The organism is Micromonospora sp. bgisy143, from assembly GCF_057708145.1.
Genome location: NZ_JBYIRN010000001.1, coordinates 391,660 through 404,470 on the forward strand (window position 1 = coordinate 391,660; position 12,811 = coordinate 404,470).

Consider the following 12,811-nt stretch of genomic DNA (forward strand, 5'->3'; position numbering starts at 1 on the left):
ACCCCTCTCGGTCAGGCACGAAATGGACTAGGTGGGCAGACGGTAGGGCACCGGACGTACGCACCGCCACCCCGCTCCGGCGTGGCGTCACCGCCACCCCACGTCGATACGTGCGCCGCGCTCGTCGAAGAAGTGCAGCGCGTCCATCCGGACCGAGACGGCGAGCGGGTGCCCGGCCGTGACCGCCGGGTACGGCGCGAGCCGGACCGCCAGCTCCGCCGGGCGGCGGTGGTGCCGACCCGGGTCGGGCAGCACGCTGGTGTTCCGCGACGTGCCGGTCGGCGTCTCCTCGGGCTCCACCGGCTTGCCGGTGAGCCGCTGCATCACCGCGCCGAACCGGCGCAGGCCACGCTGGCCGACCGGCGGCGGGTCCAGCGGCGCGCCCATCTCGTCCACCATGATCGCGGTCGCCCCGATGTCCAGGAACGCCAGCGACTCGTGCCCGTGGTGCTCCAGGTAGCGGATCCGGCCGCGCAGCACGTCACCGGGGCTGTCCGGGGCGACCGGGGTGAGCGCCTCGGCCCGCATCCCGACCACGATCCGCTCGCCGTGGTAGTGCGCCACGGCCCGACTGCGGATGTCGTTCCAGGGCAGGTAGAGCGACTGCTCGCCGAGGTTGAGCGCGATGTACCGGTCGAGGTGGACGTAGACCGACGCCTCCAGCAGGTTCATCCGGGGGCTGCCCAGGAAGGCGGCCACGTAGAGCGTCGCCGGCCGGCCGTACACCTGGGTCGGCGTGCCCACGTCCTGGAGGACGCCCCGCCGCATGATGGCCACCCGGTCCGCCATGGTCAGCGCCTCGGCCTGGTCGTGGGTCACGTAGACGGTGGTGACGCCCAGCTCCCGGGTCAGTCCGGAGATCTCCGCCCGCAGCTCGGCGCGCAGCCCGCTGTCCAGGTTCGACAGCGGCTCGTCCATCAGGAACAGCCCGGGACGCCGGACGATCGCGCGGCCCATGGCGACCCGCTGGCGTTGGCCACCGGAGAGCTGGCCGGGCTTGCGACCCAGCACGTCGCTGATGCCGAGCGCGCTCGCCACGTCGGTGACCCGCTCACCGCGGGGTTCCGGTTCCACCCCGGCCAGCCGCAACGGGAAGGCGATGTTGTCGCCGACGGTCATGTGCGGGTAGAGCGCGAAGTCCTGGAAGACCATGGCGATCTTGCGATCGCGGGGCGGCAGGTCGTTCGCGAGCTCCCCATCGAGCAGCACCGCGCCCTGCGTCGGATCCTCCAGTCCGGCGATCATGCGCAACACGGTGGACTTGCCGCAGCCCGACGGCCCCAGCAACACCATGAACTCGCCGTCGTTCACATCGAGGTTTATGCTGTCGACGGCCAGCGTGCCGTCCTTGAAAACCTTTGTCACATCTTTGAGTGCGACGGTACTCACCGTCAGGTCCCCCACGTCTCTCGGCCGAACTCCTGATGACTGTGACCAGGATCATTGGTCCCGCACATCGGGTAAACGTCTCATGTTCGGCTTATGACGCCGCCATTACGCGGCGCACGAGAGGCGGAGCTGTCAGCAGCCCGCCGGTTGGTCGGGCGGCTCGCCGAGGAACACCCGGCGCACCACCCGCTCGGCGGCCCGCCCGTCGTCCAGCCCGCAGAACCGGCTACGGAAGCGCTCGCGGGCCTTGCTCGCCGCGTCCGAGCGCACCGCATCGGTGCGGAACAGGTCGAGCAGATCGGCGAAGGTGGCGGCCACCGCACCCGGCGGCTCCGCCGTGACGTCGAAGTAGACACCGCGGGCCAGGCGGTACGCCTCCCAGTCCGGTGTGTAGAGAACGATCGGCCGGTCCAGTACCGCGTAGTCGAACATCGCCGACGAGTAGTCGGTGACCAGCACGTCGGCGATCAGGTAGAGATCCTCCACGCGCTGGTAGCCGCTGACGTCGCGGACCCGGCGGAACTCCGCCGGACGGCCGGGCCGGCGCTCCCGGTCGTGGAAGTAGTGGCTGCGCATCAGCAGCCGGCCCGAGTCACCCAGCGCCTCGACGAACCGGTCCGGGTCGAACGGCGGCCGGTAACCGGGCAGGTGCTCGCGGTGCGTCGGGGCGTACAGCACCACCTGCTCGTCCGGGGCGAGGCCGAACTCGGCGCGCAGCCGGCGTACCTCGTCGGGACCGGCGGTGACCAGCCCGTCGTTGCGCGGGTAACCCACCTCCAAGGTGGCGTACGTGGCCGGGTAGGCCCGGTCCCACATCTGGGTGGAGAAGCTGTTCGAGCTGACGCTGTAGTCCCAGCGGTCCACCCGGCGCAGCAGGCCGGGGAAGTCCATCCGACCCGCGCCGATCGGGTAGCGCTGCTGGTCCAACCCCATCACCTTGACCGGGGTGCCGTGGTGGGTCTGCACGTGCACCTGCTCCGGCCGCTTGCGGACGAAGTCCGGGTAGTTCACGTTGTTGACCAGCCACCGGGCCCGGGCCAGCACCCGGTAGTAGGCCGGCGTGCCGGCGACCACGTACTCCACCCCGTCCGGCACGGCGTCCACCCGGTCGCGGCGCACGATCCACACCCCGCGTACGCCGGGCGCCAGCCGGCGGGCGGCCTCGTAGATCGCCGCCGGATTGCAGGAGTAACCCCGGAACCAGTACGCCGCGTACACCGCGAGCGTCGGGTCCACCGGCCGGCGCAGCTCCGCCCGGTAGTACTCGCGCAGCAGGCCGTCGCGGGTCAGCCGGGCGCCACGCCGGGCCACCGGACCGACCCGACGCCGGGCGGTACGCGCCTGCCGGCGGGCCGTGTCGCGGGCCCGGCTGGCGGCCCGCAGGGCGCTGAACGTCCGCCACCGGCCACTCGCGACCAGCCGGTGCTTGACCCCTTCGACACCCTCCGGCACGGGGTACCCGCCGACCGGCAGCCACCGCGCGTAGTCCGCGGTGATCTGCGCGAAGAACGCCGGCCGCAACTCGGGGGCGATGCGCTGACCGTTGCCGAGCACGGTCAGGTAGTGCCAGATCATCCGCTCGAAGACCGCGGGCCGCAGCGCGTCCACCGTCGGCGACCAGGCGTCCATCAGCTGGAAGACCCGGTGCCACTGGGCGAACACCTCGAAGTGCCGGTCCCCCCGGGTCTTGGTGATCGCGCCGGCGCGGCGTTGCCGGTAGTTCACGCAGACCCGGTCGAGTACGCCGATCCGACGCGCCGCCATCAGCACCGGGTAGCTGAACGAGACGTCCTCGTACCACCCGGCCGAGAAGCGCAGGCCCAGGTTGACCAGGAACTCCCGGCGGACCAACCGGTTCCAGGCGGTGTGCAGCAGCCGCATGGCCTCGGGCCGTTCCCGCAGCCCGAACGTCTCCGGACCGGGCGACTCCGGGAACACCTCGGCCATCGCGCTGCGGGTGGCGGTGTTGTTCCAGTGTGTCCGGACGTGGTCCACCAGCAGCACGTCCGGCCGGGTCGCCCGCAGCCGCTCGGCCACGTCCGACAGGCAGTCCGGCACCAGCCAGTCGTCCCCGTCGAGGAACCACACGTACTCGCCGACGGCCCGGTCCAGCCCGATGTTGCGGGCCGGACCGAGACCGACGTTCTCCGCCAGCCGGACGGCCCGGACCCGCTGGTCACGCGCCGCGTACTCGTCGATGATCTCGCCGCTGGCGTCGGGCGAGCAGTCGTCGACCGCGATCAGTTCGAGGTCGGTCTCCGGCTGGCCCAGGATCGAGTCCAGGCACTCGCGCAGGTAACCCTGCACCCGGAAGGCCGGCACCACGAAGCTGATCAAGGTCATCCGGCCGTCCCTTACGTCAGCGCGGCGCGGCACCTCCCGCGCCCACCGGCGCGGCCGACGCCCGCGCGCGACGGGCCGGCCGGACGAACCAGGCCAGGACGACGCTCACCACGAAAACCACGAGAAGGTACGCACCGAGTGTAGCCATGCCGATACTCACGGTGCCGGCAATCGCCAGGAGGGCGAGCAGCACCGATCGTCCCTCCCAGCCCAGCGTGGCGGGGTGCAGCGGAGGCGCCGTCTGGCGCTTCTCCAACCGGGCGGTCAGGTCGTAGTGGTGCACGGTGAGCACGAAGACGTACCCGAAGATCAACCAGCCCGGTGCGCCACCGACCACCCCGACCGCGATCGCGAACAGGTACTCGGCGGCCCGCAACGCGGCCGGCACCAGCCAGTCCAGCGGCCCGTTGTGCGCGGCCCCGGCGCCGAGGCCGCCGACCAGCAGCACCAGCAACGCCACCGGCACCGCCCAGCGCAGCCCGTCCGGCGCGTCCCCCAGCAGGGCCGCTACCAGCAGTGCCGCCGGGCCGAGCGCGGCGATCACCGCGAGGGTGAGCGGCCCCATCGGGCGGACCACCGGCAGCCGACGGGCCAACGGACCGTCGTCGCGGTGCAGGGTGGCGTCGACCGTGTCCAGCACCGGCACCCACATCCAGCGGGCCCGCAGCGTGCGCAGGGCACCGGTGTACGCGAACGCCAGCCCACCCCACACCAGCACCGCGATCAGGCTGACCAACGGGTTGAACAGCGCCACGGTCAACGCGATCAGCGCCCAGCGCTCGCCGATCGGGAAGACGACGGTCCGCTTCAGCCAGTACGACACCGAGCCGGTGTCGGCCTGCACCCGGGTGGACGCGGCGTTCAACCGGTCACCGATCCCGCCGCTGCCGCCCGTCGTGGTACGCGGCCGGCGAGCCGCCTCGTCGTGCAGCACGCCGTACCAGGTGTCGGTCATGTGCCGGACGGTCTGCAACGTCATCGCGGCGATGGCGAGGGCCCAGCCGTTGCCCAGCCCGGCGTGGCTCACCCCGAAACCCAACCCGGCGTAGACCAGGTACTCCTTGGCCCGGTCGGCCATGGTGTCCAGCCAGCCGCCCCAGGCGCTGAAGTGCCGGGTGTAGCGGGCCAACTGGCCGTCCACGCAGTCCAGCACGAAGCCGAGGTACAGCAGCACCGCGCCGCCGACCAGCGCCGGTCGCCCGCCGACCCCGAACAGCACCGCGGCGGCCAGCGCGAAGAGCACCGAGATCACCGTCACCCCGGTGGGGGTGAGCCGCAGTCGGGCCGCCCACCGCACCACGTACGGCGACCAGGTGCTGACGAAGTAGGTGGAGAAGAAGTCGTCCCGCTCCTTCACCGAGAGCCGCAACTCGGCCCGGTCCTCGTCGACCGCGGTCACCGCCGCCTCGGCGGCGACCAGCGCGGCCTCGTCGTCGACCCGGTGCGCCACGAGCAGACGTACCCGCTGGGCGAAGATCAGGGTGCCGAGGGCCGCGAGACCCGCGACGAGCCGGTCCACGGCGGACCCGGGGTCGTCGTGGCCGGCGGACCCGCCCGCCGGCAGCGGCGAGACGTCGCCGGCCGGGCCGACCGGGGCGACGGGACGCGCGCCGACGGCGGCGGCCCGCGCGGCGGCGGCGAGGGTCGGCAGGTCGTCCACGCCGACCCGGAGCGCGCCACCGAACACGCCGGTGGCGTCGCCGTCGAGAGCGTCCAGCGGTCCGGCGTCGACCACCTGGCCGCGCTCCTCCCGCACCGCCGTGCGGCCGGGCACCGGCGGGTCACCCAGCACCAGCGCCACGGTCGGTCCCACCGGACTGGTGGCGAGGTGCCGCAGCACGGCGGTGTGCGCCACCAGGTCGGTGCCGGTGATCAACAGCGGACCGTCGGCGGCGTCGGCCACCGTGGCCAGCTCGTCCAGGGTGGCGGCGAAGCGCACCTCGGTCGCCCCGGCCCGGCGCAACTGGTCGGCGAGCCGGTCGGCCAGCGGCTCGCCGCTGGAGGTGGTGAGGCCCGCCGCGGACGTTCCGGCGGCGAGCACGATCGCGAGCGTCACCGCGGGACCGCGGCGTGGTACGCGTCGAGCGCCTCGGCGATGGTGCCGTCGAGCGTCAACCGGCCCGCGTCGAGGTACAACCCCCGACGGCAGAACCGGGTCAGGTCCTTTTCGTTGTGTGACACCAGCACGAGCGTGCGCCCCTCCCCGAGCAGACGGTCAATCGTCGCGTAACACTTCTTGCGGAACTCCGCGTCCCCGACCGCGGTCACCTCGTCCATCAGCAGGATCGGGTGCGGCAGGTGCGCGATGATCGCGAAGCCCAGCCGCACCTTCATCCCCGACGAGTAGTGCCGCACCGACGTGTCGATGGCCCGTTCCACCTGCTCGCCGGCGAACTCGACGATCTCGTCGAAGTGCCGCTTCAGGTAGCTCGTCGACAGCCCGTGCAGCCCGCCGACCAGGTGCAGGTTCTCCCGGCCGGTCAGGTCGTTGGAGAAACCGGCCGACAACTCCAGCAGCGGCGCCACCGCGCCGCGCACCCGGATGTCGCCCTCGTCCGGGATGAGCACCCCGGCGATCAGCCGCAGCAGGGTGCTCTTGCCGGTGCCGTTACGGCCGATCACCCCGACCGTCTCGCCCGGCTCGACGGTGAACGACACGTCGCGCAGCGGCCAGAACTGGCCGGGCAGTGCGCCGCGCCCACCCCGGTGGATGAACAGCTCCCGCAGCCGGAGCTGACGGCGACGGTTGCGGACGAACCGGATGCCCAGCCCGTCCGCCTCGATGATCGGGGCGGCCACGTCACAGCTCCTTGAGCACGGCGGGCTCCAACCGGCGGAACGACCACCAGCCGGCGGCCAGCACCAGCAGGCTGCCGACGATCGTCGTGACGAGCAGCCGGGCGTCCGGGAACTCGTCCGGGTACCAGATCGCGTGGTGCAGTTGGAAGATCCCGACCAGCGGGTTCAGCTCGTACGCCACCTTCAGCCAGTGCGGCAGGCCGGACTCCCGGACCAGGCTGAGCGGATAGATGATCGGCGTGGCGTAGAAGAGCACCCGGATGATCAGCCGCATCAGCCGTTCCACGTCGCGCATCAACACGTTCCAGGCCGACAGCAGCAGGGCCAGCCCGATCAACAGCACGGCCTGCACGGCCACCGCCAGCGGCAGGGCGAGCAGCGACCAACCGGGGTGGATCCGCCCGTGCGCCGCGTAGATCACCGCGATGGCGGCGAGGATCGGCAGGCCGGCCGCGTACTCGGCGAACCGGCCGCTGACCCGGCCGATCGGGAAGACCTGCCGGGGCACGTTCATGGTGGTGATCAGCCGGGACTGGCCGGTCAACGCGTTGGTCGCCTCGCTCAGCGCCGAACTGGTCCACATCCACGCGAAGATGCCGGTGATCAGGAACAGCGGGTACGACCCGGCCGCCTCACCGAGGTGCCGACCGGTGTCCCGGGAGTAGAGCACCCCGAAGACGAACCAGTAGATCGCGCCCATGCCGAGCGGCTCGATCAGCGACCAGAGGTAGCCCAGCACCGACTGCTGGTACTTCACCGCCAGGTCCCGTCGGACCAGGATGCGCAGCGAGTTGCGGTGCGACCACAGGGCCGCGACGCCAGAGGTCACCGCCGCCTCCCGCCTCCTGAAAACGGACGCCAGGTTAGCAGTCGGTGAACGAATGCCCTGAATCGACCAGCTTCAGCACTCGATCACGTTGACGGCCAGACCGCCACGCGCCGTCTCCTTGTACTTGACCTTCATGTCGGCGCCCGTCTCCCGCATGGTCTTGATGACCTTGTCCAGCGAGACCGCGTGCACACCGTCGCCGCGCAGCGCCAGCCGGGCGGCCGTGATCGCCTTGATGCTAGCCACGGCGTTCCGCTCGATGCAGGGGATCTGCACCAGGCCACCCACCGGGTCACAGGTCAACCCGAGGTTGTGCTCCATCCCGATCTCGGCCGCGTTCTCCACCTGCTCCGGGGTGCCGCCGAGCGCCTCGGCCAGCCCGGCCGCCGCCATCGAGCACGCCGAGCCGACCTCGCCCTGGCAGCCGACCTCCGCGCCGGAGATCGACGCGTTCTCCTTGAACAGCACCCCGATCGCGCCGGCCGCCAGCAGGAACCGCACCACCCCGTCGTCGTCGGCGCCGTCGACGAACCGGCTGTAGTAGTGCAGCACCGCCGGGATGATCCCCGCCGCGCCGTTCGTCGGCGCGGTCACCACCCGACCCCCGGCCGCGTTCTCCTCGTTCACCGCCAGCGCGAACAGCGTCACCCAGTCCATCGCGCGCAGCGGATCGGCCGTCCCGGCGTCCGCCTCCAGGCCGCGCCGCAGCTCCGCCGCGCGCCGCCGGACCTTCAAACCCCCCGGGAGTACGCCGTCCCGCTCGCAACCCCGCTGCACGCACTCCCGCATCACCCGCCAGATCTCCAGCAGGCCCGCCCGGATCTCCGCCTCGCTGCGCCACGAGCGCTCGTTGGCCAGCATCACCTCGCTGATCGACAGCCCGGTGGCGGTGGTGACGTCGAGGAGTTCCGCCCCGGTCAGGAACGGGTACCGCACCCGCGTCGTGTCCGGCTTGATCTTGTCCGCGCCCGCTGCCTCCTCGTCCACCACAAAGCCGCCGCCCACCGAGTAGTAGGTGCGGGCCCGGACCTGCTCCCCGGCGGCGTCGAAGGCCGCGAAGGTCATCCCGTTCGGGTGGTACGGCAACGACCGCCGGCGGTGCAGCGTCAGGTCCCGATCCGGGTCGAAGTCGATCTCGTGCGCGCCGAGGAGGCTGATCCGCCGCTCGGCACGGATACGCTCGACGCGCGGACCGACGGTGTCCGTGTCGACCGTCTCCGGGGCCTCGCCGGCCAGCCCGAGCAGCACCGCCGGCCCACTGCCGTGGCCGTGCCCGGTGGCGCCCAGCGACCCGAACAGCTCCGCCTGCACCCGTGCGGTGTCGGCGAGCAGACCGTCGGCCTTGAGCCCGGCGACGAACGTCCTTGCGGCCCGCATCGGCCCCACGGTGTGCGAGCTGGACGGCCCGATACCGACGCTGAAGAGGTCGAAAACACTGATCATGGCTGCACTTCCTCGGCGTCCGCCCGGGTGGGGATTCCGCCCTGTCGTGGCCGCCGGTCGGCAGCCCCGCTCGTGGCCGCCCGGTCGGGTGGCCGCCGGTCACCCGGGGTGTGGGTGCCCGACCTGTCAGCCTACCTGGCCAACTCACCCCTTACCCGAGCACGGCGGCCCGGCCGTCTCTTCGCCGTTCACCGGCCACCTCGCCGCCATCCCGCCATCTCCTGGCAGCCCCTGGCAGCCCCGGGCAGCCCCGGGCAGCCCCGGGCAGCCCCGGGCAGCCCCGGATGATCATGCTCGAACCTGGTTCTGGTCGTCTCTGGGCGGCGACAGCCTTCCATGGTCACGCTCGAACCCGGTTCGAGTGGCTTCGGGAGCGGTGGGAAGCCACTACATCCAGGTTCGAGCGTGACCATGACGCGCGTACGGCGCGGAGGCAGGGTCCCGCGGCACGGACGTGGGGGCGTCGAGCGGGGGCCGCACGGGTAAGTACCTACGGGTCCACGGGTCGCCGATCCTCCTCGGGACCGAGAGCGGAGCGGCTGCCCCTTTCTACCGTGGATTGCAGACGCGGCGCACCGCCGCAGAGTGGGAGTACGACGATGAGTCGCAAACTAGTTCGGCCCCGCCAGGGGCGCATGCTCGCCGGTGTCTGCGCCGGCCTCGGTCAGCGGTTCGGCATGTCCGCCGGGATGGTCCGGCTGCTGTTCCTGCTGTCCCTGCTGCTGCCCGGCACCCAGGTGGTCGTCTACCTGATCCTCTGGATCCTGATGCCCAACGAGGACCGCTACCTGGCCTCCACCGGCCACTGACCCCAGCCCCTGGCTTCGGTGCCGGCCGGCCGCAGCCAGTCACAACTTCGGGGATACTGCTGCTTCCCGATCGTCGGAGGCAGCAGGATCCCCGAAGTTGCGCGGATCTTGGCGGCCCGCCGCTCGCCCGGCCCTTGATCCACTCGACATCGCCGATGTGGGGCTTTCCGGGGGCGGTGATACCCCGACATCGGCGATGTGGAGTGGATCATCCCGTTCGGCGGCGCGGCGGACCCGGGCAGCGACGGCCCGGCGGACCGGGCAGCGGCGGCGCGGCGTGATCGGGCAGCGGCGGCGCGGCGTGATCGGGCAGCGGCGGCGGACCGGGCAGCGGCGGCGCGCGGACCGACCGGGCAGCGACGGCCCGGCAGACCGGGCAGCGGAGGCGAACCGGGCAGCGGAGGCGAACCGGGCAGCCGGGGCGACGGATGGGGCAGCCGGGGCGACGGACGGGGCAGCGCCCGCCTCGACCATCGTCGGGGCGGGCGCTGCGTAAGACCGAAGGGCCGGAGCGCTGCGTAAGACCGAAGGGCCGGAGCGCTGCGTAAGGGGGCGCTGGGTCAGGGGGCCGTGTAGGTGACCGTGACCTGCTGGTAGCCCAACGAGCGCAGCAGCCCTTCCAGCATTTTGCGGGTGTTGGCCTCGGCGCGGGCGGAGAGCCCGCTGTCCCGGGCGGCGGCGGTGATCCGCTCCTCGGCCAACTGGTAGATCTGCTGCTGCCGGTTGGGGTCGTTGCCGACCAGGTCACCGATCCGGTTGAGCAGGCCACGCTGCTCGGCGAAGACGTAGCTCTTCTCCATGTCGAGGTTGGTCTCGCCGAGCTGCGGGGCGGGCAGTTTGATCTCGACGGACTTGCCGTCGGCGGACTGCACGATGGCACCCTCACCGATCTTGGTGAAGTCGACGTACGCCTCGACGCTGCCCGCCCCGACGAACAGGGTGCGTTCGTTGAGCAGGAAGTCCGGGACGTTGCGCCGGTCGTTCTGGGTGTCGACCACGACCTGGAAGTTGCCTTCGGCCGCCACGTAGCGGCTCAGATCCTGGATCGACTTCAGCAGCGGTGGCTGGCTGCGGTCGGTCTGCTCCTTGGCGAACGGGTTGCGGAAGTCGGGCAGGAAACCGGTCGCCTGCACGCCGAGCAGCACCACCACGGCCAGCGCGGCGGCACCGAGCAGCAGGAGCAGCCCGCGGGCCGCACCGCCACCCGCACCCCCGCCGGTGCCGCGACCATCGGGGCCATCCGGCCCGCCCGGAGTCGGGTCGGGTGTCGCGGCCGAGCGCTCCCGGAGGTCGTCACCGGTCGGGTAACCGGGGAACTCCCTCGTGGGCTCGTTGATGTCAGCGTCGCGAGCCATCACACTCACCGTCCTCGTCAGACACGTCGTCTGTCAATGACGGTACGGCCCCCGTACGACAGGCGCGCGGCGAGCGGCGGGAATGCGTAAACGGGCAGGTCAGGCGAAGGCGGAAAGCCCGGTGAGGCGCTGGCCGACGATCAACTGGTGGATCTCCGACGTGCCCTCGTACGTCAGCACGCTCTCCAGGTTGTTCGCGTGCCGCAGCACCGGGTACTCGCCGGAGACGCCGTTGGCGCCGAGGATGGTGCGGCACTGCCGGGCGATGGCAAGGGCCTCCCGCACGTTGTTCAGCTTGCCCACGCTCACCTGGTCGGGGCGGAGCCGGCCGGCGTCGGCGAGCCGGCCCAGGTGCAGCGCGAGCAGTTGCGCCTTGACCAGTTCGACGGCCATGTCGGCGAGCTTGGCCTGGGTGAGTTGGAACCCGGCGATCGGCCGACCGAACTGGGTGCGCGTGGTGGCGTACGCCAGGGTGGTTTCCAGGCAGTCGCGCGCCGCGCCGACGGCACCCCAGACGATGCCGTGGCGGGCCTCGGTCAGGCAGCTCAGCGGGGCCTTGAGCCCGACGGCCTCGGGCAGTTGGGCGTCGGCCGGGAGCCGGACGTCGTCGAGCACGATCTCGCCGGTCAGCGACGCGCGCAGGGACATCTTGCGGCGGATCTCGCGCGCCGTGACGCCGGGCGTGTCCATGGGTACGGCGAAACCACGTACCCCGTCGTCGGTACGCGCCCAGATCACGGCCACGTCGGCGATCGGCGCGTTGGTGATCCACATCTTGCCGCCGGTGAGCACCCAGTCGTCGCCGTCGCGGCGGGCGCGGGTGGCCATCGACCCCGGGTCGGAGCCGTGGTCCGGCTCGGTGAGGCCGAAGCAGCCGATCGCCTCGCCGGTGGCCATCGGCGGCAGCCAGCGCTGCTTCTGCTCCTCGCTGCCGTAGCGCCAGATGGCGTACATCGCCAGCGAGCCCTGCACCGACACCAGCGAGCGGACACCGGAGTCGGCGGCCTCCAACTCCTGGCAGGCCAGCCCGTAGGCGACGGCGGACGCGCCCGCGCAGCCGTACCCGCTCAGGTGCATGCCGAGCAGCCCGAGCTTGCCGAACTCCCGGGCCAACTCGCGGGCCGGCACGCGGCCCTCCTCGTACCAGTCGGCGACGTGCGGGCGGACCCGGTCGTCGACGAGTCGGCGGACGACGTCGCGGATCTGCCGCTCCTCCTCGGTGAGCGACGGGTCCAGGTCGAGCAGATCGAGGGCAGTCATGCCGCCACCTTAGTGAAGCCTCAGGCCCCGCCGCTCACTCGACGGCCGCGCCGGTCGCTCGACGGCCCCGCCGCACACCCGACGGCCCCGCCGCACACCCGACGGCCGCGCCGCTCACTCGATCGGTTCGGAGAGCACCAGCACCCGGGCGTGGATCTGGTTGCGTTGTTGCAGCGCGGCGCGCAGCGCGCGGTGCAGCCCGTCCTCCAGGTAGAGGCCGCCGTTCCACTGCACGACGTGCGGGAAGAGGTCGCCGTAGAAGGTCGAGTCCTCGGCGAGGAGCTTGTCGAGCGCCAGCTCGCGCTTGGTGGTGATCAACTGATCCAGGCGCAGCGGACGCGGCGGGATCTCCGCCCACTGCTTGAGCGTCAGGTTGTGCTCCGGGTAGGGACGCCCGTCCCGGACCGCTCTGAAGATCACGACGGCACGCTCCCCTCCCCGTGACCGGGCCGACCGACGGCGCCGAGCCGGGCCGCGGCGGGCACCGCGCGGCGCGGCACCGATGACCGTGCCAGCCTAGCGGCCCCGCGCACGCGACGTTCTGCTCCCTGATGTCAGTTTCGCCATCGCTCGTCCGATCCTCA

Annotated in this window: 10 protein-coding genes; 1 reads left to right on the forward strand and 9 read right to left on the reverse strand. The window is 71.9% G+C overall.

All coding sequences use genetic code 11. The features are described 5' to 3' along the window. Window positions 1-87 precede the first annotated feature (87 nt). The 6 genes from AC3EN4_RS01860 to AC3EN4_RS01885 all read right to left on the reverse strand — a co-directional run bounded on the left by AC3EN4_RS01860 (window position 88) and on the right by AC3EN4_RS01885 (window position 8,803). On the reverse strand, window positions 88-1,389 hold the full coding sequence (locus AC3EN4_RS01860) for an ABC transporter ATP-binding protein (RefSeq protein WP_435204223.1): 1,302 nt from the start codon (window positions 1,387-1,389) through the stop codon (window positions 88-90). Window positions 1,390-1,521: 132 nt separating this feature from the next. After that, window positions 1,522-3,732 carry a bifunctional glycosyltransferase/CDP-glycerol:glycerophosphate glycerophosphotransferase gene (locus AC3EN4_RS01865; protein WP_435204224.1) on the reverse strand — a complete coding sequence of 737 codons (2,211 nt, stop codon included), beginning with the start codon at window positions 3,730-3,732 and terminating at the stop codon, window positions 1,522-1,524. A gap of 16 nt (window positions 3,733-3,748) precedes the next feature. Then, entirely contained in the window at window positions 3,749-5,788 is a 2,040-nt protein-coding gene (locus AC3EN4_RS01870) for a DUF5941 domain-containing protein (RefSeq protein WP_435204225.1), read from the reverse strand. Further along, window positions 5,785-6,531, reverse strand: coding sequence for an ABC transporter ATP-binding protein (locus AC3EN4_RS01875; RefSeq protein ID WP_435204226.1), 747 nt, complete (start codon window positions 6,529-6,531; stop codon window positions 5,785-5,787). Before AC3EN4_RS01875 ends, AC3EN4_RS01870 begins: the two co-directional genes overlap by 4 nt. A 1-nt stretch (window position 6,532) precedes the next feature. Beyond that, a complete protein-coding gene (locus AC3EN4_RS01880) occupies window positions 6,533-7,360 on the reverse strand; it encodes an ABC transporter permease (protein WP_435204227.1) in 828 nt (275 codons plus the stop codon). Between the two features lie 72 nt (window positions 7,361-7,432). Further along, window positions 7,433-8,803, reverse strand: coding sequence for an L-serine ammonia-lyase (locus tag AC3EN4_RS01885; protein ID WP_435204228.1), 1,371 nt, complete (start codon window positions 8,801-8,803; stop codon window positions 7,433-7,435). A 599-nt stretch (window positions 8,804-9,402) separates the two neighbouring features. Here AC3EN4_RS01885 and AC3EN4_RS01890 point away from each other — a divergent pair. Next, complete coding sequence (locus tag AC3EN4_RS01890; protein WP_355049178.1) at window positions 9,403-9,612, forward strand: PspC domain-containing protein; 210 nt, start codon at window positions 9,403-9,405, stop codon at window positions 9,610-9,612. A 560-nt stretch (window positions 9,613-10,172) separates the two neighbouring features. On the opposite strand, the gene AC3EN4_RS01895 is transcribed toward AC3EN4_RS01890, so the two are convergent. The 3 genes from AC3EN4_RS01895 to AC3EN4_RS01905 all read right to left on the reverse strand — a co-directional run bounded on the left by AC3EN4_RS01895 (window position 10,173) and on the right by AC3EN4_RS01905 (window position 12,647). After that, on the reverse strand, window positions 10,173-10,967 hold the full coding sequence (locus AC3EN4_RS01895; RefSeq protein WP_422737977.1) for a DUF4230 domain-containing protein: 795 nt from the start codon (window positions 10,965-10,967) through the stop codon (window positions 10,173-10,175). A 99-nt stretch (window positions 10,968-11,066) separates the two neighbouring features. Then, the gene (locus tag AC3EN4_RS01900; RefSeq protein WP_435204229.1) at window positions 11,067-12,227 is read right to left on the reverse strand and encodes an acyl-CoA dehydrogenase family protein; all 1,161 of its coding nucleotides are present in this window, start codon (window positions 12,225-12,227) and stop codon (window positions 11,067-11,069) included. 114 nt (window positions 12,228-12,341) lie between these two features. After that, window positions 12,342-12,647: a type II toxin-antitoxin system VapB family antitoxin gene (locus AC3EN4_RS01905; RefSeq protein ID WP_007454850.1), complete on the reverse strand. Its 306-nt coding sequence runs from the start codon at window positions 12,645-12,647 to the stop codon at window positions 12,342-12,344. Window positions 12,648-12,811: the final 164 nt, after the last annotated feature.